Source organism: Micromonospora sp. NPDC051196 (genome assembly GCF_040682415.1).
Classification (GTDB): Bacteria; Actinomycetota; Actinomycetes; order Mycobacteriales; family Micromonosporaceae; genus Micromonospora.
The window spans coordinates 87,823-113,048 of the sequence record NZ_JBFBAY010000014.1 but is presented as its reverse complement, the minus strand read 5'-3'; the positions used below and the strand labels follow the sequence as shown (position 1 = coordinate 113,048).

The 25,226-nt window shown below is 71.7% G+C and carries 23 protein-coding genes, 1 tRNA gene and 1 pseudogene; 15 read left to right on the top strand and 10 right to left on the bottom strand.

What is annotated here, in order from left to right:
• Positions 1 to 129 precede the first annotated feature (129 nt).
• Positions 130 to 774 carry a TetR family transcriptional regulator gene (locus AB0M35_RS23860; RefSeq protein ID WP_363748005.1) on the top strand — a complete coding sequence of 215 codons (645 nt, stop codon included), beginning with the start codon at positions 130 to 132 and terminating at the stop codon, positions 772 to 774.
• 110 nt (positions 775 to 884) lie between these two features.
• On the opposite strand, the gene AB0M35_RS23855 is transcribed toward AB0M35_RS23860, so the two are convergent.
• Complete coding sequence (locus AB0M35_RS23855) at positions 885 to 2,093, bottom strand: amino acid deaminase/aldolase (RefSeq protein ID WP_363747961.1); 1,209 nt, start codon at positions 2,091 to 2,093, stop codon at positions 885 to 887.
• Positions 2,094 to 2,406: 313 nt separating this feature from the next.
• On the opposite strand from AB0M35_RS23855, the gene tmk reads away from it, so the two are divergent.
• The 6 genes from tmk to ricT all read left to right on the top strand — a co-directional run bounded on the left by tmk (position 2,407) and on the right by ricT (position 8,165).
• Entirely contained in the window at positions 2,407 to 4,503 is a 2,097-nt protein-coding gene (gene tmk, locus AB0M35_RS23850; RefSeq protein ID WP_363748004.1) for a dTMP kinase, read from the top strand.
• A complete protein-coding gene (locus AB0M35_RS23845) occupies positions 4,503 to 5,723 on the top strand; it encodes a DNA polymerase III subunit delta' (RefSeq protein ID WP_363747960.1) in 1,221 nt (406 codons plus the stop codon). Before tmk ends, AB0M35_RS23845 begins: the two co-directional genes overlap by 1 nt.
• Positions 5,724 to 5,856: 133 nt before the next feature.
• Positions 5,857 to 6,186 carry a YbaB/EbfC family nucleoid-associated protein gene (locus AB0M35_RS23840; RefSeq protein ID WP_013731077.1) on the top strand — a complete coding sequence of 110 codons (330 nt, stop codon included), beginning with the start codon at positions 5,857 to 5,859 and terminating at the stop codon, positions 6,184 to 6,186.
• Position 6,187: 1 nt separating this feature from the next.
• On the top strand, positions 6,188 to 6,493 hold the full coding sequence (locus tag AB0M35_RS23835) for a hypothetical protein (protein ID WP_363747959.1): 306 nt from the start codon (positions 6,188 to 6,190) through the stop codon (positions 6,491 to 6,493).
• A complete protein-coding gene (locus tag AB0M35_RS23830) occupies positions 6,493 to 7,197 on the top strand; it encodes a hypothetical protein (protein WP_363747958.1) in 705 nt (234 codons plus the stop codon). Before AB0M35_RS23835 ends, AB0M35_RS23830 begins: the two co-directional genes overlap by 1 nt.
• A gap of 128 nt (positions 7,198 to 7,325) precedes the next feature.
• Positions 7,326 to 8,165 (top strand): regulatory iron-sulfur-containing complex subunit RicT, encoded by an 840-nt coding sequence (gene ricT, locus AB0M35_RS23825; protein WP_363747957.1) that lies wholly within the window; start codon positions 7,326 to 7,328, stop codon positions 8,163 to 8,165.
• A gap of 418 nt (positions 8,166 to 8,583) precedes the next feature.
• Here ricT and AB0M35_RS23820 read toward each other — a convergent pair whose 3' ends face one another.
• Positions 8,584 to 10,299: a metallophosphoesterase gene (locus tag AB0M35_RS23820; protein WP_363748002.1), complete on the bottom strand. Its 1,716-nt coding sequence runs from the start codon at positions 10,297 to 10,299 to the stop codon at positions 8,584 to 8,586.
• A gap of 231 nt (positions 10,300 to 10,530) precedes the next feature.
• On the opposite strand from AB0M35_RS23820, the gene AB0M35_RS23815 reads away from it, so the two are divergent.
• The 4 genes from AB0M35_RS23815 to AB0M35_RS23800 all read left to right on the top strand — a co-directional run bounded on the left by AB0M35_RS23815 (position 10,531) and on the right by AB0M35_RS23800 (position 13,134).
• Positions 10,531 to 10,604 (top strand) — tRNA-Thr (locus tag AB0M35_RS23815).
• Positions 10,605 to 10,988: 384 nt separating this feature from the next.
• The gene (locus AB0M35_RS23810) at positions 10,989 to 11,492 is read left to right on the top strand and encodes a DUF2231 domain-containing protein (RefSeq protein WP_363747955.1); all 504 of its coding nucleotides are present in this window, start codon (positions 10,989 to 10,991) and stop codon (positions 11,490 to 11,492) included.
• Positions 11,489 to 12,019, top strand: a complete 531-nt coding sequence (locus tag AB0M35_RS23805) for an Hsp20/alpha crystallin family protein (protein ID WP_363747954.1) — start codon at positions 11,489 to 11,491, stop codon at positions 12,017 to 12,019. The genes AB0M35_RS23810 and AB0M35_RS23805 overlap by 4 nt, the downstream gene beginning before the upstream one ends.
• A gap of 8 nt (positions 12,020 to 12,027) precedes the next feature.
• The gene (locus tag AB0M35_RS23800; RefSeq protein ID WP_363747953.1) at positions 12,028 to 13,134 is read left to right on the top strand and encodes a glycosyltransferase family 9 protein; all 1,107 of its coding nucleotides are present in this window, start codon (positions 12,028 to 12,030) and stop codon (positions 13,132 to 13,134) included.
• A gap of 45 nt (positions 13,135 to 13,179) precedes the next feature.
• Here the strand turns inward: AB0M35_RS23800 and AB0M35_RS23795 are convergent, their stop codons facing one another.
• Together AB0M35_RS23795 and rfaE2 are read right to left on the bottom strand one after the other, a co-directional pair.
• A complete protein-coding gene (locus tag AB0M35_RS23795) occupies positions 13,180 to 14,049 on the bottom strand; it encodes a glycosyltransferase family A protein (protein WP_363747951.1) in 870 nt (289 codons plus the stop codon).
• Complete coding sequence (rfaE2, locus tag AB0M35_RS23790) at positions 14,046 to 15,950, bottom strand: D-glycero-beta-D-manno-heptose 1-phosphate adenylyltransferase (protein ID WP_363747950.1); 1,905 nt, start codon at positions 15,948 to 15,950, stop codon at positions 14,046 to 14,048. The genes AB0M35_RS23795 and rfaE2 overlap by 4 nt, the downstream gene beginning before the upstream one ends.
• 99 nt (positions 15,951 to 16,049) lie before the next feature.
• Between rfaE2 and AB0M35_RS23785 the strand changes: the two are divergent.
• Both AB0M35_RS23785 and AB0M35_RS23780 read left to right on the top strand, forming a co-directional pair.
• Positions 16,050 to 16,172: pseudogene (locus tag AB0M35_RS23785) on the top strand (DJ-1/PfpI family protein); the annotation flags it as partial.
• Between the two features lie 91 nt (positions 16,173 to 16,263).
• Positions 16,264 to 17,940, top strand: a complete 1,677-nt coding sequence (locus AB0M35_RS23780) for an MDR family MFS transporter (RefSeq protein ID WP_363747948.1) — start codon at positions 16,264 to 16,266, stop codon at positions 17,938 to 17,940.
• A gap of 21 nt (positions 17,941 to 17,961) precedes the next feature.
• On the opposite strand, the gene AB0M35_RS23775 is transcribed toward AB0M35_RS23780, so the two are convergent.
• The 6 genes from AB0M35_RS23775 to AB0M35_RS23750 all read right to left on the bottom strand — a co-directional run bounded on the left by AB0M35_RS23775 (position 17,962) and on the right by AB0M35_RS23750 (position 23,291).
• A complete protein-coding gene (locus AB0M35_RS23775; protein WP_363747947.1) occupies positions 17,962 to 18,453 on the bottom strand; it encodes an NUDIX domain-containing protein in 492 nt (163 codons plus the stop codon).
• A 285-nt stretch (positions 18,454 to 18,738) separates the two neighbouring features.
• Positions 18,739 to 19,749 (bottom strand): NADPH:quinone reductase, encoded by a 1,011-nt coding sequence (locus AB0M35_RS23770; protein ID WP_363747946.1) that lies wholly within the window; start codon positions 19,747 to 19,749, stop codon positions 18,739 to 18,741.
• A gap of 81 nt (positions 19,750 to 19,830) precedes the next feature.
• Positions 19,831 to 20,484: an HAD family phosphatase gene (locus AB0M35_RS23765; RefSeq protein WP_363748001.1), complete on the bottom strand. Its 654-nt coding sequence runs from the start codon at positions 20,482 to 20,484 to the stop codon at positions 19,831 to 19,833.
• Between the two features lie 122 nt (positions 20,485 to 20,606).
• On the bottom strand, positions 20,607 to 21,434 hold the full coding sequence (locus AB0M35_RS23760; RefSeq protein ID WP_363748000.1) for a hypothetical protein: 828 nt from the start codon (positions 21,432 to 21,434) through the stop codon (positions 20,607 to 20,609).
• 48 nt (positions 21,435 to 21,482) lie between these two features.
• Positions 21,483 to 22,127, bottom strand: coding sequence for an FKBP-type peptidyl-prolyl cis-trans isomerase (locus AB0M35_RS23755; protein ID WP_363747945.1), 645 nt, complete (start codon positions 22,125 to 22,127; stop codon positions 21,483 to 21,485).
• Between the two features lie 153 nt (positions 22,128 to 22,280).
• A complete protein-coding gene (locus AB0M35_RS23750) occupies positions 22,281 to 23,291 on the bottom strand; it encodes a Ku protein (RefSeq protein ID WP_363747944.1) in 1,011 nt (336 codons plus the stop codon).
• Positions 23,292 to 23,378: 87 nt separating this feature from the next.
• Here AB0M35_RS23750 and ligD (AB0M35_RS23745) point away from each other — a divergent pair, with 87 nt between their 5' ends.
• Positions 23,379 to 24,320, top strand: a complete 942-nt coding sequence (gene ligD, locus AB0M35_RS23745; protein WP_363747943.1) for a non-homologous end-joining DNA ligase — start codon at positions 23,379 to 23,381, stop codon at positions 24,318 to 24,320.
• Positions 24,310 to 25,221 (top strand): non-homologous end-joining DNA ligase, encoded by a 912-nt coding sequence (gene ligD / locus AB0M35_RS23740; RefSeq protein ID WP_363747941.1) that lies wholly within the window; start codon positions 24,310 to 24,312, stop codon positions 25,219 to 25,221. Before ligD (AB0M35_RS23745) ends, ligD (AB0M35_RS23740) begins: the two co-directional genes overlap by 11 nt.
• The last annotated feature ends 5 nt before the right edge of the window (positions 25,222 to 25,226 follow it).

Sequence of the window (25,226 nt, the reverse complement as noted above, 5' to 3'; positions counted from 1 at the left end):
TCACGAACTGGTGACGTGTAGATATGTTCATCCGTCGAGAGGGGGTGGCGAGTGTCCACTTCAGCCGCCACGACTGGGCCGCTGCGCCGGGTTCCGGTGCAGGGTCGTAGCGTCGCGCGGGTCCAGCGGATGCTGGACGCTTGCGCCGAACTCGTCGACGAGGTGGGGTACGAAGGGCTGACCACCACCCTGCTCGCCGAGCGGGCAGAGGTGGCGATCGGGTCGGTCTATCAGTTCTTTCCGGACAAGCGGGCGATCGTGCAGGCGCTGACGTTGCGCACGATGGAGGCTTACCTCCAGCGGCTCGACGAGCGCTTCGCCTCGGACGATCTGACCCACTGGTGGGACGGAGTCGACGCGGGCATCGATGAGTACATCACGATGCACCGTACCGTTCCCGGGTTCCGTACCCTGCACTTCGGCGACGTGGTCGACCTGCATCTGCTCGATGAGCAGCGGGACAACAACGGGGTGATCGCCGACCAGTTGGCGCGGGTGCTCACCGAACGCTTCGGGCTCGCCGACGTGCCCGACCTGCGCTTCCACCTGGAGATCGCGGTGGAGGTGGCCGACGCGCTGATCAAGCTCGCGTTCCGGCGTAAGCCGGACGGCGACGACCGGGTGCTGGTCGAGGCGAAGGCGCTCATCCGCGACTACCTGCACCGTCAGGTCGACGCTCGGGGCGACACCGGTCACCGGCCGGTCGTGCAGCCTGCCAAGCCGGCCGACGACCAGATCGTCGAGTCCGCAGAGGCGGCGGCACAGCCCGCCTGACGTGCGCCGTCTCGCCCGGCGCGGCCCTGCGGACACCCCGCTCCACCCGCCGAACCTGTGACGAGCCTGCCCCACGGCCGACGAGCGGAACTCGCCCTGGCCGAGCGGGCTCACAGGAAGGCGTGACCCTCGCCCCGGTAGGTCGGCACGGTGGCCACCACCTCGTCCCCGTCCACCAGGTGCAGTTCGTTGACGCGTTCGCACAGCTCGCCGGACTTCGCGTGACGGAACCAGACCCGGTCGCCGATGCGCAACGTGGCGGCTGCGCTGCCGGTCAACGGGGTCTGCACCTCGCCGGCTCCTTCGGCGCCGATCAGTTTGAGCCCGGTGGGCAGCCACGGTCGGGGCAGCCGGCTGGGGCTGGCCGAACCGGAGGCGATCCAGCCGCCGCCGAGCACGGTCGCCAGACCGGGTGCCGGCCGGCGCACCACCGCACAGGCGAAGAAGGCCGCCGGGGTGGGACGCCAGGCCCGGTATCCGTCGAACAGCGTCGGTCCGTACAGCCCTGATCCCGCGGTGACTTCGGTGACCGCGGGATCGGCGCTGGTCGCGGCCACGCTGCCGGTGCCGCCACCGTTGACGAATTCCAGGTCGGCGTGGTCACGCACGGCGGCCACCGCCGCAGCGCGGCGCGCCAGCAGTTCACGGTACGACCCGCGCTGGGCCAGCCGGATCGCGGCGCTGAGCGCCGCCTGCCCGGGTGGCGCGTCGCCGAGACCGGCGATCTGTGCCTCGTACGACATCAGGCCCACCAGCCGGAAGCCCGGCCGGGCGGCGACGGTGGCGGCCAACCGGCCGGCGGCGTGGGCGCTGTGCACCGGTGAGCGTCGTACGCCGACGTGCACCCGGCCGCCCAGCAGCCGCCATGAGGCGTCCAAATCGAGGCAGACCCGCAGTTCGGGTCGGCTGGTGGGGGACCGCACGGCATCGCAGAAGTCCAGTTGACCGGGGTCGTCGACCATCAGGGTGATGGCTGCGGCAAGGGCCGGATCGGCCGAGAGTTCGGCCAGCGCGGTCCGGTCGACGGTGGGGTACGCCACCAGCACGTCGGTGGTGACGCCGAGCCGGACCAGCCAGATCGCCTCGGGCAGGGTGAACGCCATCACTCCGTGCCAGCCGGGGCGGGCCAGCGCACGGGCGATCAGCTCGCGGCTGCGCAGCGACTTGCTGGCGAGCCGCAGCGGCTTGCCGCCGGCTCGGGAGACGAGCGCGGCGGAGTTCGCGTCGAAGGCGGTGAGGTCGATCACCGCGTACGGCGGGTCGAGGTGCCGGGTCGCCCGGTCCAGCCGGTGGCGCAGATTCTCGCTGTCGGTGGCCACGTGTGCACGCTAACTGTGAAACGGTGAATGCGAAACACCCTCGCGTCCTGCCTGCTCAGGATGGGCTGGCAACAGCGGCCTAGGCTCGGCAGAGAGGGCGAGGCGTGACGGGGGTGGGTCCCCGCAGGTCTAGAGTGTTCCACCGGGGGTGCCCAGCGATGGGCCGGCACGTGGAGGTACGGCCATCGAAAGCCAGTTCAACGGCGAGTCGTCCGGCGTGTCGCCGTCCACGGACCAACCCGCCGGCCAGACCGGCCGATCCGGTGGTACGACCGGCCAGGCTGACCTGACCGGTTACCCCGCCATCCGTTCGGTGCTGCGCATCCGCCCCTTCCGCCGGCTCTGGATCGTGCTCAGCGCGGCCTCCTTCGGTGACTGGCTCGGTCTGCTCGCCACCAGCATCTTCGCCGCCGCCCAGGTCGAGGGCAGCACCGCCAAGGGCGCCGCCTTCGGTGGCGTGATCGCCATCCGGCTGCTGCCCGCATTGCTGCTCGGGCCGATCGCCGGCGTGTTCGCGGACCGGTTCGACCGGCGCTGGACCATGGTCATCTGCGACCTGCTGCGGTTCGTGCTGTTCGCCTCCATCCCGCTGTACGCGCTGACCGGTGCCAGCGGTGCCCGGGTGGTCAGCTGGGCGGCCATCGCCACCTTCCTGATCGAGACGGTCACGCTGCTCTGGATCCCGGCCAAGGAAGCGGCGGTACCGAACCTCATCCCGCGCGCCCGGCTGGAGACCGCCAACCAGCTCACCCTGATCACCACGTACGGCCTGACGCCGATCTTCGCCGCGATCGTGCTCGCCTCGCTCGACGGCATCGTCCGAGGTGCCACCGGCGGCGAGATGCCGTCCTGGGCCGAACCGGCCCAACTCGCGCTCTGGTTCAACGCCCTCTCCCGGCTCGCCACCGCCCTGGTCGTCGCCTTCGGCATCAAGGAGATCAGCCAGGGGCAGCGCCACCGGCAGGAACAGTCCGAGCAGAGCATGCTGCGCCAGTTCAACGAGGGCTGGCGGTACATCGGGCAGACGCCACTGGTCCGTGGCCTGGTGCTGGGCATCTTCGGTGCCTTCGCCGGCGGCGGCATCGTGATCGGTACGTCCCGGTTCTTCGCCAACTCGCTCGGTGCCGGTGACGCCGCCTTCTCCCTGCTCTTCGGGGCGATCTTCTTCGGCCTCGCGATCGGCATCGGGCTCGGCCCGATGATCGTGCGGGACATGTCCCGGCGTCGCTGGTTCGGCATGAGCATCGTGCTGGCCAGCGCCTCGGTGATGACCCTGGCCTTCGCCATCCACCTGTCCATGGCGCTGGTCGGCGCGGTCCTGGTCGGCGCCGGCGCCGGAATGGCCTTCCTCTCCGGCACCACCCTGCTCGGAGGCGAGGTCGCCGACGAGGTCCGCGGCCGGGTCTTCGCGGTGGTGCAGATCGGCACCCGCCTGGTGCTGATCCTGGCGATCGCGCTGGGCAGCCTGCTCGCCGGTGTCGGTGGCTCCCGGAAGCTGGAGATCGCCGACCTGGGGATCTCGATCTCCGCCACCCGCCTGCTGCTGCTCGTCGCCGGCGCGGCTGGGATCTTCGCCGGAATCAGCGCGTTCGGTCAGATGGACGACAAGAAGGGCGTCCCGGTCCTGGCCGACCTCTGGGGTTCGATCCGGGGTCGTCCGCTGATGCCGGCGGAGCCGTTCGTCTCGGCGGGGCTCTTCGTGGTCTTCGAGGGCGGCGAAGGCGCCGGCAAGTCGACCCAGTTGGCCCAGCTCGCCGAGCGGCTGCGGGACGAGGGCCGGGACGTGGTGGTCACCCGGGAGCCGGGTGCGACCGGCATCGGCACCCGGATCCGGTCGCTGGTGTTGGACAACAGCACCGACGACGAGGCGCCCTCGCCGCGCGCCGAGGCCCTGCTCTACGCCGCAGACCGGGCGCACCACGTGGCCACCGTGGTCCGGCCCGCCCTGTCCCGAGGTGCCGTCGTGATCAGCGACCGGTACGTCGACTCGTCCCTGGCGTACCAGGGCGCCGGTCGTACGCTGCCGGTCGACGAACTTTCCTGGCTCTCCTCCTGGGCCACCGGGGGGCTCAAGCCCGACCTGGTGGTGCTGCTGGACATCGACCCGCGCACCGGGCTGTCCCGGGTGGCCGAGCGCAACCGGGCCGCCGACCGGCTGGAGGCCGAGTCGTTGGCCTTCCACGAGCGGGTCCGGTACGCCTTCCTCGACCTGGCCGCCGCCGACCCGAAGCGCTACCTGGTGCTCGACGCCGGTCACCCGGCCGAGCAGATCTCCGAGCGGGTCGCCGATCGGGTGGCCGAACTGCTCGCCCCCGGTGGTGTCGACCACCCGGGGCCGGCCAGCGGCCCGGACACCTCGGTGCAGCCCGAGTTATCCCCAACAGAGCTGGTGACGACGGAGCGGACCTGATGCCGGACGCCTTCGCCGACCTGGTCGGGCAGGACGAGGCGGTGGACACGTTACGCCGGGCGGCTGCCGCCGCGGCCGCCGTGCTGCGCGCCCCGCAGGGCGGTCCGCAGCCAGCGGTGAACGGGACCGATCCGGGTGCCGGGATGACCCATGCCTGGATCTTCACCGGACCGCCCGGCTCGGGCCGGTCGGTCGCGGCGCGGGCCTTCGCCGCCGCCCTGCAGTGCGTGCACGGCACCGGCTGCGGACAGTGCCCCGGTTGCCACACCACCCTGGCCGGCACCCATGCCGACGTACGGCTGGTGGTGCCCGACGGGCTCTCCATCGGTGTCAACGAGATGCGGGCGCTGGTACTGCGTGCGGCCAGTACGCCGTCCGGCGGCCGGTGGCAGGTAGTGATCATCGAGGATGCCGACCGGTTGACCGAGGCGGCCGGAAACGCGCTGCTCAAGGCGGTGGAGGAGCCCCCGCCACGGACGGTCTTCCTGCTCTGCACACCCTCCACCCACCCGGACGACATCTCGGTGACCATCCGATCGCGCTGCCGGGTCGTACCCCTGGTGCAGCCGGTGCCGGAGGCGGTGGCCGAGGTGCTGGTCCGGCGGGACGGGATCGCGCCCGACGTGGCCCGGTGGGCGGCGGCGGCCACCCAGGGGCACGTCGGTCGGGCCCGGCGGCTGGCCAGCGACCCCCAGGCCCGGGCCCGGCGGGAGGCGGTGCTCGCGGTACCGCGCCGGCTGACCAGCGTGGGCGCCGCGTTCGACGCCGCTTCCGCGTTGATCGAGGCGGCCGAGGCCGAAGCCGAGGCGACGGTCGTGGAGGTCGACGCCGCGGAGCGCGCGGCGCTGGAGACGGCGCTCGGGGCGGGCGGTACCGGTCGGGGTGCGGCAAGCGCCGCCCGGGGTTCCGCAGGCCAGCTCAAGGAGTTGGAACGGCGGCAGAAGTCACGGGCGACGCGGGCCCAGCGGGACGCGCTGGACCGGGCGCTGGTCGACCTGGCCGCGTTCTACCGGGACGCGCTGACCATCGCGATCGGTGCACCGGTCGCACCGGTGCACACCGACACCGCCGAGCTGGCTGACGCCGGTGCGCGTAACTGGCAGCCGGAAGGGGCACTGCGACGGCTGGAAGCCGTACTGGCCTGCCGTACCGCCATCGAGGCGAACGTCAAGCCCCGGATCGCCGTCGAAGCCATGATGCTCGCCCTCTGGAAGGGCTGACCCGCGGCAGGTCTTGTCGGCCGGACCGTTATCCACAGGCATCGACACGCGCAATTCACGTGCGGTACGGTCCGGTGTGCCGTGGTGACGGCGGCGGCACGCAGAGTGAGGACAGCCGGGGAGGAGTCCGCTGATGCCGCGGGGCGAGATCGACGAGGCATGGATCGAGGAAGCGGTCCGGCGCTACCGCCGGATCGAGTCGCTCCAGGCCGAGTTCGACCAGGCCGTGGCCACGGTCGAGGTCACCGTCCGGTCGCCGGACGGCCTGGTCGAGGTGGTCGTGACCGCCAGCGGCCGGATCACCGACGTACGCTTCCTCGGCCCGCTGCACAACCGAGCGCCGCGTGACGTGGCCGGCTCGGTGCGGGCTGCGGTCACCGCCGCAGCCGATGCCGCCCAGTGGGCCCGGGAGAAGCTGCACAACGAGACCTTCACCGCCTACCGGCCGCTGACGGGGGCCTGAGATGGACAGCCTGCGCACCCTGGCCACCCGGCTCGACGATGCCAGCGCCACCCTGACCGCGCTTTCCCGTTCGGTCACCGCCAGTGACCCCGCCCAGGTGGCGTTCGGTGCTGACGCCCCGGGCCGGCCCGGCGAGATCGGGCGGGCACTGCTCCGGCAGTGGATGGCCGCCACCGGCGACCGGGCCCGCGAAGCGCACGGCGCCGCCGGTCACCTGGCGGCCACGGCGGACGCGCTGCGCCGCGCCGCAGACCAGTACGCCGACACCGACATCGCCGTGCGCCGCCGGCTGGCCGGGGAGCCCTGATGGACGCCCTCGACCGGCTCGCCGAGCCCGGGCTCGATCTGCTGCGCCGGGTCGACACCCTGCTCGCCGCGGGTGCTCCCGAGGGACACCGGGTCTGGCCGCTGCTGCGGCGGATGCAGGTGCTGCCCGGCGAGGGGCTGCGGCACTTCATCGACCTGCGTCCGGGTCCGCTGGCCGCTGCCGGGCAGGCGGTGCGCCGGCACGTCCACGGGTACGACCGGGCCTGCGCCGCGCTGACCGACCCGGTGCTGTGGTCCGGGCCGGCCGCGGCGGCGTACGGCCAGACCCGGGCGGGACTGCTACGCCACCTCGACGAAGGTCCGGAGAGCCTGGTGGGGCGGCTGGAGGCGACCGCCGGTTACGCCGACGCGCTCGCCGACTGGGTGGAGGGTAGCCGGCTGGCCGTTGCCCGGACTCTCGCCGAGGTGATCGGCTCGACCGAGGCGGTAACGGTTGTCACGGCAACCTCGGTCACCCGGGCGGCGAGCCATTCCGGGCCGTCCTCGCCCGGCAGCGCCGCCGCCGCCGAGATCGCCGCCCGGCTGCTGGCGGTGCTCGGTGTGGCGTACGACGGCGCGGAAACCCTGTTGCGACAGTGGGGACCGAGCCTGGCTGAGTCCGTACTGCGCCCGCCCGCTGTGCACTCCCGCCCCGACGTCAACGACGGGGCGCTGGGCACCCGTACGACCCGTGTCAGCTGGTAGGACGGGGTCTCGCACCGGTCGCCGGTTACAGGCTCGGTCGGGTCGACAATGGTGGATGGCTGCGCCGCGTAGTCAAAACGCGACGCCGGACCGGCAGGATCCCGCCCAAGCGTCGTAGGGTGATGGGCATGGGGATGCTCTGTGCGGTCAGTTTCCAGCGGTACGGGCGCCTCTACTACCTTGACCCCGGTGAGTTGCGCCCCCAGGTGGGCGACAAGGTGTTGGTGCCCACCGACGACGGACCCGAGGTGGCGGAGTGCGTGTGGGCGGCGCAGTGGGTCACCGAGGACACCGCTGGCTTCCCCCGGCTTGCCGGTCTGGCGCAGGAGGAGGACCTGCGCCGGGACGAGGACCTACGCCGGCGCAAGGCCGAGGCGAAAGTCGCGGCGAAGCGGCTGATCCGCGAGCACGGTCTGCCGATGAAGGTGGTGGCCGTAGACCACGTGCTCAGCAACGACGAAGGCGGCGGCGAGCGCAGCACCATCTACTTCACCGCCCCGCACCGGGTGGACTTCCGCTCACTGGTACGCGACCTCGGTGCGACCCTGCACTGCCGGGTGGAGCTGCGTCAGCTCTCCGCGCGGGACTCGGCGCGAGTCCAGGGCGGCATCGGCTCCTGTGGACGTGACCTGTGCTGCGCCACCTTCCTGAACGACTTCGAGCCGGTCACCATCCGGATGGCCAAGGACCAGGACCTCCCGCTCAACCCGTTGCGCATCTCCGGCGCCTGCGGTCGGCTGATGTGCTGCCTGAAGTACGAACACCCCCTCTACCAGCGCTTCCAGGAGTCCGCCCCCGAGATCGGCTCCCGCGTCACCACCCCCAAGGGGGAAGGCCGCGTGGTCGGCCACAGCGTCCCCCGCGATGCCGTAACCGTCCGCCTGGACGCCGACGGCTCCCGCTGCTCCTGCTCCCGCGCCTCCGTCTGCGCCCCCCGCCAAGCCCACGACACCCACTACACCCCCTAACCCCAAACCGCCCCGCCTCCCGCCCGCTGCGCCTGCGCCCGCCGTGCCCGCCGTGCCCGCGCTTGCCGGGCCCGCGCTCGCCCCGCACCTGCGCTCGCCGTGTCTGCGCCCGCTGCGTCGATCTTGCAGTTTCGGTCGCGGCAAATCGCCGCAAAGCAGGCAAAGTGGCGACCAGAACTGCAAGATCGCCGTAGCCGTAGCCGTAGCCGTAGCCGTAGCGGCCTCGCCGCGCCTATGCGCACGCCGATCTTGCACTTCCTGTCGGGGCGAAAGCCGTGAACTGGGCGAATCAGCGACCGGAAGTGCAAGATCGACGCAGCGAGCGCAGGCGCGGGCGTGGGGAGGGCAGGCAAGGGGAGGCGTGGGGGAGGGCAGGGCGGGGTGGGGAAGGGGAGGGAGGGGAGGGGAGGGGGGGGGTTTAGGTGAGGGTGGAGGGGGGTTCGGCTAGGCGGGGGTTTAGGGGGGTGGTGGGGGTCAGCCAGGAGGCCTCGGGGGAGGGGTTGGGGTTGACTTGCCAGCGGCGGGCGACCCGGTCGACGACGATGGGGTAGATGGTGAGGGTGCCGTCGGGGTCGATGCGCAGGCGTACGAAGCCCTTCGCGTCCTCGATGCCCTGACCGGCGAACAACTCGTTGACGTTGACCCCGAACGCGCTGGCGATCAGTAGGTACCCGGCCACGAGTTGACTGGCCACCAGACCGATCGCCGGCAGGTAGAGCACCGCAGCGGCGGCCGCCGGTAGCGGCCACAGCCAGTTGTGGAAGGGCAGGGCCAGCCAGGCCCAGGTGCCGGCGGCGCCCAGCCCGACGTGGGCCAGTCCGTGCGTGACGCCGAGGATCCAGTGTCGTACGTTGCGTTTGCCGGTGGTGCTGGGCGGCTTGGCGAACAGGGCCGCCGCGAGCACGGTCACCAGCACCATCAGCACCAGGGGCACGCTGAACAGGCGTTGCTCGGACGCCTCGGCCCGGAAGTCGGCCACGCCGGCGATGGAGAGCATCAGCAGGGTGTGCATGATCCCGAGCAACGTGGCGAAGCCCGGGTTGCGGCGGGGTAGCCGTCCGAAGATCCCCCAGCCGTACCGTCGGGAGCGGGCCGCGTCGGGGTAGCGGGCGGCCAGGGCGTACGGGCGGGAAGGGCTGGAGCGCCGAGCCAGGGTGTCGCGCGGCGGCACTTCGATCTGCTCGGGCAGCTTGTGGGTCGGGTAGAGGTACGCGCCACCGCTGCCGCAGGTGATCAGCTGACGGTCGTCCGGACCGGTGTACCGGGCGTAATGGTGCAGGTCGCCGGAGATGAGCAGCCGGACCCGGGCCCCGGTGGGCGCGATGATGGTCCGGATGAAGTAGTCGATCGAGTCGTACGCGGAAGGGTTGTCGACGGCCTTGACCCAGGCCGGTGCCGGCACCGCCAGGATCACCTTGCTCTGCGGCCCCAGCTTCTTGGCCACCGTGTCGAAGTAGGTCAGCTGCGGATCGTCGACGTACGAGCCGGACTGGTCGTCGAGGCCGAGCAGCCACCAGTCGGCGGGCAGTTCGGCGGCGAAGTACGAGCGGGACTGCCCGGTACGCCAACCGCCGAAGTGCCGGTCCCGGGTGCGTACGAACAGCCGCAGGAACGCGGTCAGCCCGTCGTACCAGTCGTGGTTGCCGGGCACCGCGAAAACCGTCGGCTGCTCCGGCGGGGTGGCCGGCAGCGCGGCCTGGTACGGCCCCTTGCAGCGATCCTCGTACGCCTCGTAGGCGGCCGACGGGTACACCTGATCGCCGCCCATCACCAGGGTCTGCGCCCGGGGCAGCCGGTGCCCGTCCACCGTCAACTCCGGCTGGGCGAGCAGGTAGGCCACCGAGTACGTGGCGTTGAACCCGTCACCCAGGTCGGCGACATAATCCAGCCAGAGCCCGCCGTCCGGCCCGACCTGCTTGGCGATCTCCGAGTCGAGGGCCTTCTGCAACTCCCGTTTGTCCAGGTATGCCCCGAACAACATTGCCAGCAGCGTACGCAGACCGGTGCTGATCAGCAGGAACGGCGCGAGCCACGGCACCGGCTTGCGCGGCGTGAAGCCCAACTCCAGCGGATCGGTGCTGCGCGGTCGCCGCGCCGCCCGCCCACCGGCGGCCTCCTCGGCGTACGGGCCCATGGGTGCGGCCCGGCCGGTAGTGGCTGCCGGATCGACCTGTGCGCCGTCGGGGGAGGGCTGCGGGCTGTCGACCGGTTCGTCGCGAGGGATGTGATCGTCGGCCATCCATCGCAGCGTAGTCGGCGAGAAATCGAACCTGCCGAGCCGGAAGGGCCGAGCTGTCCGGTACGCCGACTCGGAGGAATCCCGCGGCGTCGCGCGTCGGCGCGTGCCGTACACTAGGCCATCGTTGCCGCCTTAGCTCAGTCGGCTAGAGCGACGCACTCGTAATGCGTAGGTCGACGGTTCGATTCCGTCAGGCGGCTCGGCACGGAAGCCCAGGTCACCGACCTGGGCTTCGCCGTTTCCGGAGATCAACCACACCCCAGCCGGCAACGTACGGCGTTGGGCAGGCGGTGGCGTTGGTGGACGTGGCGGGAGCGTGATCCCGGTCGGCGTACGAGGGCTGCACCATTGGATCCTCCTTCGTGAGCAGTTGCTGTGCGGCAACTGCTGCCCGTCGCGCGAAGCGGTGATATGTCCGACCTGACCAGCCCGTCACTGTGCGCCCACCTCGGCGTTGACCATGACGACGGCGCTGCTCGGTCGGTGCATCGTGCCCGCCGTCAGGTTTGTCCCTCGGTGACCGGGGTACCGCCCACGGGCGCGGTGACAGTGGCGCCGTCGAGTGAAAGCAGTGGAGGCCGGAGATGGAGAGTCGACTCAAGGTTCTGGGTCACCCCGTCCATCCCATGCTGGTGATGTTCCCGGTCGCCCTGTTCGTGACGGCGGTGCTGTTCGACGTCATCGACACCGTCGGCGGGCCGGACTTTCTCGGCGAGGTGGCGTACTGGAACATCACCGTCGGGCTGATCGGTGGCCTGCTGGCGGCGGCGGCCGGAGCGTTCGACCTGTTGGCCATCCCGACCGGTACGCGGGCCAAGCGGGTGGGAGTCACCCACGCGGCTGCGAACGTGGCTGTGGTCCTGCTCTTCGCCGCGGTCTGGGTGGTACGCCTCAACGCCGACTCGCGGGCTGCCGGTGGTGCGCTGATCGCCATCGAGGTGGTGGCGCTCGGCATCCTCGGCGTCAGTGCCTGGCTCGGCGGGGAACTGGTCGACCGGCTCGGTGTCGGAGTCGACCGCGACGCCAACCTCGACGCGCCGAGTTCCCTGCGCGCATCGAGCAGCCGGCGGATGGGAGATGTGCGATGACCGGACCGGGGCGTGGCTGGCGCGGTGGTCAGCAGGGCTGGGACCCGCTGGGCGAGTTGCAGTCGTTGCGCACCGAGCTGAGCCGGCTGGTTGGTGGTCGGCCGGGGCCGCCCGAGGTGGAGTTGGGGGAGACCGCCGACGGCTGGGAGGTGATCGTCCGGCTGCCCGGCGTGGCACCCGAGGAGGTCGCGGTGGAGTTGGACGACCGCGAGCTGTGCGTACGGGCCCGGACCGAAGCCGAGGTCAACGCCGATCACGGGATCTCGGGCGGCTTCGAGACCCGAGGTTTCGACTACCGGGTGCAGTTGCCGGCACGGGTGGACCCGGACGCGATCGACGCCATGATGGATCACGGTCTGCTCCGGGTGCGGTTGCCGCGACCGAGTCGCCCCACCCCCCGCACCATCACCGTCGGGCGTACCGGGCCGCACCGCACCGGCCTCGGTGGCATGTCGAGCGGCGTCGACCCGGCCGCCGACCGGGAACTGCACCATCCGGACGTCGCCAGCGGCGAAGCCGACCGGTAGCCGGGTCGATGGTCGCCCCGGCCCTGCTCACTTCGAACGCCGGGCTGGTACCCGACGTGGCCCGGATCGCCGTGCTGCGCGCCAACGCACTTGGTGACTTCATTTTCGTCCTGCCGGCGTTGGACGCGCTGAGGTCGGCGTACCCGCAGGCGGAGATCGTGCTGCTCGGTGCGCCGTGGCACGCGCAGCTGTGGCGCGACCGCCCTGGCCCGGTGGATCGGGTGCTGGTGGTGCCGCCTGCGCCCGGCATCCGGACGGCGGGCCCCGGCGAGGCCGAGGCCAGCATGGTCGATTTCCTGGCCGCCGCCCGCGCCGAGAATTTCGACCTGGCGCTGCAACTGCACGGCGGTGGCGCCAACTCGAACCCGCTGGTGGCCGCGCTCGGTGCCCGGGTCAGCGCCGGCCTGCGGGCCGAGGATGCGCCGCCGCTGGACCGCTGGCTGCGCTACGTCTACTACCAGCCCGAGGTGATCCGTTACCTGGAGGCGGTGGCGCTGGTCGGCGCCCCGGCGACCACGATCGTCCCGACGCTGGCGGTCACCGAGGTGGATCGGGCCGAGGCCCGGTCGGTGCTCGGTGAGCCGGAACGGCCCCGGGTGGTGTTGCATCCGGGCGCCACCGACACCCGCCGTCGCTGGCCCGCCGACCGCTTCGCCGAGGTCGCCCGGACGCTGTACGGCGACGGGTACGAGGTGCTGGTCACCGGCACCCCCACCGAACAGGACGTCGTCGACCAGGTGGTCGCGGCGGCCGGGGTGCCGGTCCGGCCGCAGGTCGGCACGCTGAGCCTGGGCGGCCTGGCCGGTTGCTACGCCGACTGCGAACTGGTGGTCTCCAACGACACCGGCCCGCTGCACCTGGCCGCCGCCGTGGGAACGCCGACGGTCGGCATCTTCTGGGTCGGCAACCTGATCACCACGGCCACCGCGCTACGTGGTCGGCACCGGCCGATCACCTCGTGGACGGTGCACTGCCCGGTCTGCGCGGTGGACTGCACCCCCGGCATCTACCCGCATCGCCCCGGTGACGGCGAGTGCCCGCACCGCGATTCGTTCGTCACCGACGTGCCGGTGGCCGAGGTCGTGGAAGCCGCCCGCGAGCTGCTGGTCCGGTAAGGAAGGGCCCCTTGTTGACGCCTGCGGTAGAGCAGGGGCCCCCGCTTAACAACCGAGATCGTCGGAGAGGACGACCTCCCACGCCTCCACGTCGCGGTCGGTGACCGTGGTCGGTGACTCCAGGTGGTAGGCCCCGCTGGGCAGGACACCGGCGCCGCCGTGGCGCGCCAGCACGGCGAGTTGGGCGGCGACATCCTCACCCTGGTGCTGCGGCGGCACCCGGCGCCAGAAGTCGAACCCACCGGAATCGACCAGCTTGGCCCGGTCGTACAGCACGCAGCCGCCGATCCAGGAGATCCGGTACGCCCGCCAACCGCCCTCCGGCAGCGCCAGCGCCTCGGTCACGTGCAGCAGGTTCGCCGCCGAGTGGATCTGCGCTCGGTCCCACTCGGGGGTGCCCGGCCCGATGCGTTCCGGCACCGGTCGGCCGCTCCACTCCTGGTAGTGCCGGTGGGTGTGCGGCCGTACGTCGTGCAGGTAGGAAAGCCCGTGCACCGCGTTGCCGACGAATCCGCAGCCCAGTTCCTGGATGGCGGTGACCAGGCGGTGCAGCGTGCCCGGCTCCAGCCAGACGTCGTCGTCGAGGCAGAGCACGTACCGGGCGGCGGACGCGGCGAGCAGATAGGCGCGGTGTTCGGCCAGTCCACGGCGAGGCAGCCGGCGGGTCAGCAGCACCGGATGGCCCCGATACCGCAGCGCCCGGACCATGGTGGCGGCGGCCGGGTGGGCGTACCCAGGATCGTGGTCGGACTGATCGCTGACCACCACGCCGAATCCCGGCACCCCCTCCTGGGCGGCGAGCCCGGAGAGGGTGACGGCCAGTTCGGCGGGCCGGTCGCGGGTCGGGATCAGCACGTCCAGGAGTCGTTCGACGCGGAACTCCCGATGCGTACCGGTGTCGAGCGGTCGGTTCACGGTGCCTTACCGGTCATCGGCGGCGCGGCCGAGCCGGTCACCGGGAGGGTGCCGTCCGCCGCCGGCTCGGGCGCGACCACCTCCAGGGCGCGATCCGCGCCGAGGGGGGCCTGATCCGCGCCGGGGTCGGGCCGCGCCGGCGGGCCGCCGACAACCACCTCCGACGAGCCCTCCTGGCCGTACGCCCGAATGCGGTCGATGATCGCGGAGGTGGACCGGTCCGGTACGTAACCGAGCGTGCGCACCTGCCCGCCGAGCCGCTGCACCAGCGGCGCCTCCGGCACCAGTTCGGGTGGGTAGTCGCCGCCCTTGACGTAGACGTCCGGCCGGATGGCCTCGATCAGCGCGGTCGGCGAGTCCTCCTCGAAGACGACCACGTGGTCCACGCAGGACAGCGCGGCGAGCAGGGCGGTGCGGTCCTCGACCGGGTTGACCGGGCGGTCGGGACCCTTGAGTCGGCGTACGCTGCCGTCGGAGTTGACCGCCACTACCAGCAGGTCACCGAGCGCCCTGGCCTGTTCCAGGTACCGGACGTGCCCTCGGTGCAGCACGTCGAAGCAGCCGTTGGTGAAGACGACCGAGCGGCCGGCGCGACGGTGCTCGGCGACGACGGCCGCCAGCCCTTCGGTGCCGACCAGCACCTGCCGACCGTCCCCGCCGAGGACCCGTTGCCCCAGTGCGGCCAGCAGATCCTCCCGGCGGCACACGCAGGTTCCGGTGCCGGCGACGGTGCTGGTGGCGGCGAGCTGCGCCAGTTGGGCTGCGGTGGACAGCGGCGCGTCGGCGGCCAGCGCGAGCGTCATCGCCGCCAGGTACGCATCCCCGGCGCCGACCGCGTGGCTGGCTGGTACGGGTGTGCTGTGGCTGCGGCTGGGCTGCCCGTCCGCGCCGCCGACCACGGCCCCGTCGGTGTCCAGGGTCACCGCTACCACGTCCGCGCCGGTGTGCGCCCGCAGTTCGGCCAGCCGGGACTCGGCCAGCACCGCCCGGTCCACACCGGCACCCGCGTCGGCGTTCACGGTCACCCCGGTGCCGGTGACACTGAGCCCGTCATGGGTCATCGCCACCCGGCCCTCGCCCGGCGTGGGCTCACCGGTCGGCTCACCGGTACGCCGCGCGCCCGCCCCACCCGGCGCGGCGCCCACGGTCAGCTCGGACGGGCCGTCACTTGGGTCGACCTCCGGATGCTCCAGTTGCAGTTCGCCGCCACCGGCACCGGCGCGGGCGAGCAGTCGGGTCGCCTCAGCGAAGCTCGGGGTCACCACGGTCGGGGCGAGGCCGCGCCAGTCGGCGAGGTCGTGCGCGTCGAGTGCGACCGTGGCGTACCGGTCTCGTTGGGCGACCAGCCAGGCGCGTACCCGCGCGGGCAGCGCGCCCAGGCCGTAGTCGCAGACCACCAGGGTCGGGGGTTCGCCACCGGCGGCGGCCTGCAACTCCCTGGTCGCGCAGTCCAGGGCGGTGAGCAGCCGGTCCACGCCGTCATCGCTGAGCGGGTCGTCGGGGTCGCCGGAGTCCTCCCGCAGCAGGATCTGGTCGCCGGCCAGCATCCGGCGTTTGACCGGGGTGGGGCGACCCGGCTGGCTGACCGTACGGTCCCAGACGCCGGCCCGGTCCAGGCAGTCGTGCAGCTCGTCGCCGGCCACGTCCGCGCCGACGGGTGCCACCAGCACCGACCTGCCGCCCAGGGCGGCGATGTTGACCGAAGTGTTGGCTGCCCCGCCCGCTGCGGAGATCCGGCGGCGCAGGGTGAGGACGGGTGCCGGGGCTTCCCGGCACAGCCGGTCGGAGTCGGCGAACCGCCACTCGTCGAGCATGGCGTCGCCGAGCACCAGGACCGGGCGCCCGAGCCAGCTCTGCACGACCTCGGCGAGCCGGAGCTGTTCCGCTGCTGCTCGTGCCATGCCGGCGGATCCCCCCTGGCCAGCGGGGTCAAACCTGTCGCGCTGGGACCAGGTGTGCGTCACCTCAGGGGCGCGTTTCGGTGCTTCCGGCCGGGAAGAGGGGCGAACTGGGTCGACGAGGAGGTCGTCACCGACAACGGTCTGGTCAGCAGCCGTAAGCCAGACGACCTGCCGGCGTTCTGCGTCAAGATCGTCGAGGAGTTCGCCGAGGGCAGACACTGAGCCGACAGCCGCTTCGGTGCGCGTGCGGGAAAACTGCCACCGCTTCGGAGACCGCGCGGCATGTTCTCGGTGATCGGGGAAAGCAGGCGCAATGACCACGGAGGGCCGTTCCGCGCCGGTACTGAACAAGAGGCAGCTTCGCCTGCTGATGTTCGGCCTGATGACCGGGATGCTGTTGGCCGCACTCGACCAGACCATCGTCGGGACCGCCCTGCCGACCATCGTCGGTGAGCTGGGCGGCATCAGCCACTACTCGTGGGTGGTGACCGCGTACCTGCTCGCCTCGACGGCCTCGACGCCGCTGTACGGCAAGATGGCCGACCTGTACGGCCGCCGACCGGTGTTCCTCTTCTCCATCGGGACCTTCCTGCTCGGCTCGCTGCTGGCCGGGCTGTCCCAGGACATGACCCAGCTGATCATCACCCGTGGGGTGCAGGGTCTTGGCGCGGGTGGCCTGATCACGCTGGCCTTCACCATCATCTCGGACGTGGTCTCGCCCCGGGAGCGTGGCCGCTACCAGGGCGTGTTCGGCGCGGTGTTCGGGATCTCCTCGGTGGCCGGTCCGTTGGTCGGTGGCTATTTCGCGGAGACGGACTGGCGCTGGATCTTCTACGTCAACGTGCCGCTGGCGATCCTCGCCATCGTGGTCTGCTCGCGGGTGCTGCGGCTGGTGCCGTTCACCCGGCGCAAGCACGCGATCGACTGGCTCGGCGCGCTGCTGCTGGTCGCCGGGGTGAGCTGCCTGCTGCTCGCGCTGAGCTGGGGCGGCAACACCTACCCCTGGGGTTCCGGACTGATCATCGGGCTGTTCGTCGCCGGGGCGGTGCTGGGAGTGCTCTTCGTGCTCCAGGAGGCACGGGTCGCCGAGCCGATCCTGCCGTTGCGGTTGTTCCGTAGCGCCACCTTCGCCCTGGCCAACGGCGCTGGGTTCGTGATCGGCCTGGTGATGTTCGGGTCGATCATCTTCATCCCGCTCTACCTACAGATCGTCAAGGGCGCCTCGCCGACGCGCAGCGGTCTGCTGATGCTGCCGATGATGGCGGGCGTCATCGTCACCTCGGTGCTCACCGGCCGGGCGATGAGCCGGATCGGCCGGTATAAGTGGTTCCCGGTGGCTGGCGCGGCGACGCTGCTGGTCGGGATGCTGCTGTTCACCCGGCTGCGGGTGGACACCTCGCTCTGGGTGGCGTTCGGCTTCATGGTGGTGATCGGCGTGGGGCTGGGGCTCTGCATGCAGTCGCTGGTCCTGGCCGTGCAGAACGCTGTCTCCATGCGGGACCTGGGTGCGGGTACCTCCTCGGCGACCTTCTTCCGGTCGCTCGGCGGATCCTTCGGGGTGGCCATCCTCGGCGCGGTGCTCTCCGCCCGGCTCAGCGCCGAGATGGCCGACCGGCTGCCCGCCGCGATCGCCCAGCTGACGCCCGAGGAGCGGGCCGGGGCCGGCGCCACCGGCGGTGCGGGCGTCTCGATCAACGACCCGGCGGCCATCCTGGCGCTACCCGCCCCGGTACGGGCGGCAGTCCAGGCGGCGTTCGTCGAGTCACTGCACCTGGTGTTCCTGACCACCGGGTTGATCGCGATCGTGGCGCTGCTGGTCACCCTGGCGCTGCCGAACGAGCAGCTGCGCGGCGCCGGCCCGCAGGGAGCCACCGGGGGAACGGACGGGCTCGGTGGGGAAGGCCCCGCCCCGGGCGGCAAGCCGCTGGACCGGGGGTCGAAGTCGGAGGCCGCCGCCGAGATGGAGGCGAAGTCGCAGACGATGCTGTGACGGCTCGGTGGTGCCGCCGTGTCACTTGAGGATCAGGCGGTTGGTCTGCTCGAAGACGTCCAGGTCGGCGAGGGTTTCCGGAACGCTGGCGGACAGCGGATGCGGCATCGCCTCGCGGTGGAAGAAGCCGGCGTCGGTGGTTTCGTCGGTGATCCGGGCGAGTTGGCCGTCCCACTCCTCGACGCGGAACGCGGTGGTGAAGATCTGGTACGTGTGGCCGTACATGTTGGTGTGGGTGCGGTCGGCGCCGGTGTAGAGGGCGAAGGCGCTGACCCGCAGGGCGCGCAGGCCGGTCTCCTCACGGACCTCGCGTACGGCGCAGTCGGCGATCGACTCGCCCAACTCCATCGCCCCGGCCGGCAGCGCCCACTGCCCGTTGTCGGATCGGCGGATCAGCAGGATCCGGGCCGAACTGTCGCGGACCACGGCACGGGCGCCCACGAACATCAGCGTCCGGTCGCCGGCGAGGGCGCGCAGCTGCCCGACGTACGAATCAGCCCAGGAGATGCTCACCCGGACGAATTTACGGGGGGCGCCCAGGAGGTGTCCGCGACACCGGCTTGTTACCCACACGTAGGGGTGATGTGCGGGAACTGGCAACGGCGTAACACTTCTCGGCGCATCATCGCCGTTAGGGATAGCGGGCTCGCGTAGACCACTCTCCCGGTGGGCGGCCCCGGCGTTCGCACCGCGCCGGGGCCGCCCGTTTTTTGCGGGGGTCACCCGCAACGCCAGTATTGCGAGAGTTGTTCGCATCTGTCCTGCTGATGGAGAAACCCGCCCAGAACGGGCCTCGCGCTACTCGCTGGTGCTGATCAGCACCTTGCCCACGGCAGCGTCCTCCACCGCCTGATGCGCGGCGGCGGTGGCCGACAGGGGATAGCGGTGCAGCGGCAGACCCGCGTCCTCGCCCACCCGGATACCGCCCTGCGCGGCGGCTGCGGCGACATCCACCACCGCCTGCGCCTTCGCCGCCTTCGGCAGCGTGTAGACCAGCACGAACTGCCAGCGCGCATTCGGCGCCATCAGCGGCCTGATCGGCAGGGTCACCTCGGCGCCGCCGTCGTCGGCGTACACGCAGACCACCCCGCCGGGGTGCAGCAGTTGGACGTCCGTGGCGGCGTTGCGGGCGGCGGACACCTCGACGATCCCGTGCACCCCGTCGGGCGCGACCTTGCGGACCTCGGTCAACACGTCCTGTTCGCGATAGTTGATCACGAAGGAGGCGCCGGCAGCCGCCGCCAACTGCGCCTTCTCCGGGCTGCTCACCGTGGCGATGACGCAGGCTTCCGCCCACGCCGCGAGCTGGATCGCCGCATTGCCCACCGCGCCCGCCCCGCCCTGCACCAGCACCGTGTGGTCGCTCAGTGCACCCGGACGCAGGCTGTCCGGCAGGTACTCCCCGGCGGTCAGGCAACGGTGCGCGGTGAGGAACGGGATGCCCAGGCAGGCGCCCAACTCGAAGGAGGCGTCGCCGAGGCGTACCACCTGGCGGACCGGGATCACGGTGTACTCGGCGGCGGTGCCCCAGGGGCGTTGCCACGCGGCTTCCCAGAGCCACACCCGCTCGCCGATCAGATCCTGGTCGACGCCCGCACCGACCGCCTCGACCACCCCGGCGCCGTCCTGACCGGGCGTCTGCCAGCCGTCCGGCAGCGGCCACTGCCGGCGGGCCTTCCAGTCCGTCGGGTTCACCCCGGAGAAGGCGATCCGCACCAACACCTCACCCGCCCCGGGCTCGGGCACCGGCCGGTCGACCAGTTGGAGCACCGTGGGATCGCCGGTGCGCTCGTACACGATGGCCTTCATCGCCGTCCCCTCCCGCTCAGCCCGCCGGCTGGCCGTCCTTGTCACCGACCGTAGGCGCGCCGGTGGCCGGGCGGTGGCGGTTCAGGCCAGCCGGTCCACGACCTGCGGGGTCAGCTCGTCGATCGAGCCCAGCACCGTCGCCGCCAACTGCTGCGCGTCCGGGTCCAGCGGGTACGACCCGTGCGGCACCGCCACCACCGTCATGCCCGCGGCGGCGGCCGACCGCACCCCGTTGGAGGAGTCCTCCACCGCCACGCAGCGCGTCGGGTCCACCCCGAGCTGCCGGGCCACGGTCAGGTAGACGTCCGGTGCCGGCTTGCCGCGCTCGGTCTGCTCGGTCGACAGCGTGGCCCGGAACTCGTCGGTCAGGTCGGTGGCGGCCAGCGCCGCCGCGATCAGCCGGGTCGGTGACGAACTCGCCAGCCCCAGCGGCCACCGCGCGGCCAGTCGGCGCACCACCTGGTCCGCCCCGTCGATCACCGGTACGCGCTGCGCGTACCGCCGGGCCATCTCCTCGACCACCTCGATGGCGACCTGCTCGGCGCTGCGCCGCACGCCGAGTTCTCCGCTGAGGTACCGCGCCCACTCCCCGGTGCTCATCCCCATCAGCCGCCGCTGGGTATCCGCCTGCCAGTTCCCGCCGTGCGCCGCCACGTAACCCCGCCGTACCTCCTCCCAGACCGGCTCCGAATCCACGATCACGCCGTCCAGGTCGAAAACCACCGCATCCACCATCACGCGCCCATCCTCCCCCACACCCCACCCCTCAGCCCCGCGCGTCGGAGACGGCCTGCCCGACCCCGCTGATCAAGGAGTTTTGGTCAGGGAAGCGGCAGATGCCGGCCAGAACTTCTTGATCAACCCTGTGGGGCGGGGAGGCCGATCGGGTTTTCCGGGGGGATGACGCGGTGGGCGGCTTCGGCGAGGGGGACCAGGAGGGTACGGAGGCGGTCCAGGGAATCGGCAGGCAGGGACTGCCAGGGGCGGGCGGCAGCGGTGTCGGTGGCGTCCTCGATCGCCTGGAAGGCCACCCGGCCGTCCTCGGTCGGGTGGCCTTGGGAGGTCAGCCAGCCACGGGCGGTCAGGCGGTCACGGGCCTGCGCCCACTCCTGCTCCGACCAGCCCCGCCCGAGCAGGGACTGCGGTGCCATACCGACCGCGACCCGCCAGGCCAGCGTCTCGACCGGGTCGAGATCGGCGGCGACCAGTGCCGCCACGTGCCCGTCGCCGCGATGCTCACGTAGCGTCGTCGCGGCCTGCCAGAGCCGGGCCAGCGGATAGTCGCCGCGAGGCAGGGCGGCGTTGGCCGCGCCGAGCACCCGGCCGGCGGACGTGCCGACCCCCTCGGCGGCGGCCTCAAGCAACTCGGCGGCCTCCGCCAGGTATCCCCCGGGCAGTTCGTACGTCAGCTCGGCCAGCGCCTGCACCGCCCCGGTCAGCCGGGCCCGCAGCGCCTGCTCGGGGTCGGCCAACTGCCAGACCGCGGGCAGGGCCCGGGAAACCATGTGCGGGGCGAAGGTGAAGAAAGCGGCGATCACCGGAGCCGGACCGACCGGCCCGAGCGGGGCGGCCCGGCCCGCGAAATAGCCCCGCCAGTACCCGCGCAGCCCGACCGCCTCGTACGCGGCCCGGGCGCGTGGATGGAAGTAGGTGACGGCGTGCACCGGCTCGTAACAGGTCCACATCAACCGGGCAACCTGCCCGAGGTTGTCCAGCGCCGTCACCGGTACCCCTTACTGAGCGGCGAGGACGTCGACCACGAAGCGCAGCGGGCCGCCCGGGCGTCCACCGGCACCGTCGCCGTACGCCTGCTCGGCCGGGATGTCCAGCTGCACCCGGCTGCCCACGGTCACCCCGACCAGGCCCTTGTCCCAGCCCTCGATCACCTGGCCGACGCCGATCGGGAAGGTGGCCGGCTCACCCCGGCTCCACGAGGAGTCGAACTCCTCGCCGCTCTCGTAGAACACCCCGATGTAGTTGGTGGTGATCGACTGACCTGCCTCGACCTTCGGGCCGGTGCCCTCGATCAGCGGGGTGACGGTGAGCTTGGTCAGCTCGCCGTCGCCGGCCGCGACGGTCGGCTTGCTGCCCAGGGCCGGATCGGCCCCTTCCGGCAACTGCGGGGCGGGCGGTGCGTCCTGGGGCGCCCCCTCCGTCGGCATGGCCGACGGCGCACTGGCCGTCTGATCGGCAGGGTCGTCGCCCCGCTGGCCGATCATCACGAACACGGTGATCAGCACCCCGGCCACGGCCACGGCGGCCAACGCGCCGGCCCAGGCCTGCTTGCGGCGTTTGGCCTCGGCCGCCTTCTGTTCGGCCAACTGTTCGGCCAATCGCCGCCGTGCCTTGCTCTCCTGCCCGCCCGCGTGCTCGCTCACGTCCTCGACTCCCTGCGCAGAGGTGGATGCGTCCGGCCACGGACGCCGTCGCCGACACACGGTACCTGGTGACCGGCGCAGTTCCGACGGTCGATCGTGACCAGCGTGACCAATGCGGCCTTCTGCGACCGATGTGAGCGGCGGGACGGGGAATCAGGCCGTCTTGCGAGCCGCCTTCTTCGGGGCCGCCTTCTTGGTGGCGGTCTTCTTCTCCGCCTTGGGTGCCGCCTTCTTCGTGCCCTCGGCCTTCTTGGCGGCCTCGGCCTTCTTCGGGGCCGCCTTCTTGGTGGCGGCCTTCTTCGCCGGGGCCTTGGCCGCCTTCTGCTGCGCCGAGCGCGCCGACGTGATCGGAGTCGGCTCACCGGCGCCGCCGGCCGGCGCCTCGCCTCGGGCCGCACGAGCCCGCTCGACCGACGCCTTGAGGGCGGCCATCAGGTCGACGGCGGCGGCCGGAGCCTCCTCGACCTCCTCCGGCTGGACCACCTCGCGGCCCTCCACCTTGGCGTCGATGACCTCCTGCAACGCCGCCCGGTAGTCGTCGGTGAACTCGTCGGGGTGGAAGTCACCGGCCATCGAGTCGATCAGGGAGGTGGCCATGGCCAACTCCGGCGGACGGACCTTCAGGTCCTCGTCGAGGAAGCCGAAGTCCGGCTTACGGATCTCGTCGGGCCAGAGCATGGTGTTCAGCAGCAGCACACCCTCGCGGACGCGCAGCGTGGCCAGCTGCTCCCGCTGGCGCAGCGCCACCTTGACGATCGCCACCCGCTCCGAGTCGGTCAGGGCATCCCGCAGCAGCAGGTACGGCTTGGTCGCGGTGCCTTCCGGCTCCAGGAAGTACGCCTTGTTGTAGAGGATCGGGTCGACCTGCTCGGCTGGCACGAACTCCAGCACGTCGATCGCGTGTGAGGTGCTCAACGGCAGATCGGCGAAGTCCTCATCGGTGAGGATGACCATCTCCCCGCCACCGATGTCGTAGCCCTTGGCGATGTCGTCGTAGCTGACCTCCTCGCCGCAGACCTGGCAGGTGCGCTTGTACCGGATCCGACCGCCGTCCTCCCGGTGCACCTGGTGGAACCGGATGTCCTTCTCCTCGGTCGCGGAGTACAGCTTCACCGCGATCGAGACCAGACCGAACGACACGGCTCCCTTCCAGATGGCCCGCATCCCCGCACTCCCTTCGCCGGTATCGACCATGCTCGCACCCAAGCGAACCGGGCGCGAGGGGTTCCGCCTGGTACTACAGTCGGTTCCGTGCCCGGCGCGCCGCTCAAGCCGATGCTCGCGATGACCGGGCAGCTCCCGGCTGATGCCGGCTGGGCGTACGAGTTCAAGTGGGACGGCGTACGCGCGCTGGCCGACATATCCGCTGGTCGGCAGCGTCTCTACGCCCGTTCCGGTGTGGAGATCACCGCCGCGTACCCGGAACTGATCACGCTCGCCGAGCAGGTCGACGACGCACTGCTCGACGGTGAGGTGGTCCTCTTCGATCAGGCGGGACGCCCGTCATTTACCGCACTTGCGGAGAGGATGCACGTGCGGGACCGGGCGAAGGCGGCCCGGCTGGCGGCCAGCGTCCCGGTCACGTACATGATCTTCGACGTGCTCCGGCTGCGGGGCGAGGACCTGACCGGCTGGCCGTACGCCCGGCGCCGGGAAGCCCTCGACGGCCTGGGGTTGGGGGCGGCGCGGTGGGCGGTCCCACCGGTCTTCTTCGACGGCCCGGCGACCTACTCCGCGGCCGGTGAGCACGGCCTGGAGGGGGTGATGGCCAAGCGGGTCGACTCGGTCTACCGACCCGGCGTGCGCTCCCCGGACTGGGTCAAGGTCAAGTTGGAGGTGACCGGGGACTTCGTGGTCGGCGGCTGGCGGCCCGGCGCCCGGAAGATCGGTGGCCTGCTGGTCGGTGTGCCCGGTGCCGGTGGGCGGTTGACCTACCGGGGTCGGGTCGGCGGCGGCATCGGCGCGGCGATCGAACGGGAACTGCTGCGCGAGTTGGAACCGCTGCGCACCCCCGCGTCGCCGTTCGCCGCCGGACTGCCCCGCGATGATGCCCGGGGCGCCATCTGGGTAACGCCTCAGGTGGTCGTGGAGGTGAAGTACGGCCAGCGCACCCCGGACGGACGGCTGCGATTCCCCCGGATCCTGCGGCTGCGGCCCGACAAACCGGCCGAGGAGGTCGACGATGCCAGCTGAGCGGTTCCGGGTCGAGGTCGAGGGTCGCACCCTGGAGCTGTCCAATCTGGACAAGGTGCTCTATCCGCAGGCCGGCTTCACCAAGGGCGAGGTGATCGACTACTACACCCGGATCGCCCCGGTACTCCTGCCGCACCTGGCCGACCGGGCGTTGACCCGGATCCGCTACCCGAACGGGGTGGACGGCAACTCGTTCTTCGAGAAGAACGCCCCCGCCGCCACCCCTAACTGGGTACGCACCGAGAACCTGCCCGCACCCGGGTCGAGCAAGGGCCGGGAAACCATCGACTACGTGGTCGCCGACGACCTGCCCACCCTGGTCTGGCTGGCCAACCTCGCCGCGCTCGAACTGCACACCCCACAGTGGAAAATCGGCGAGCACCCGGACCTGATGGTGGTCGACCTGGACCCGGGTGCCCCGGCGTCGCTGAAGCAGTGCTGCCAGGTGGCGCTGCTGCTGCGCGACCGGCTCGCCGCCGACGGGGTGGACGCCTACCCGAAGACCTCCGGCAAGAAGGGCATGCAGCTGAGCTGCCCGATCGCCGGGACGCAGTCCGCTGACGACGTGGCGGCCTACGCCCGGCGGATCGCCCAGGAACTGGAACGCGAGCACCCGAAACTGATCGTGTCGAAGATGGCGAAGAACCTGCGACCCGGCAAGATCTTCATCGACTGGAGTCAGAACAACGCGGCGAAGACCACCGTGGCGCCGTACTCGCTGCGCGCCCAGCCGGTGCCGTCCGTCTCCGCGCCGCTGACCTGGGACGAGGTCGCCGCCGGTGCGGCCGGCAAACGACCGTCGTCGCGGCCGTACACCGCCGGTGAGGTGCTCAAGCGGGTCGACGAGCACGGCGACCTGCTCGCACCGCTGCTCGACGTCGGCCCTCCGCTTCCGGAGTAAGGAAG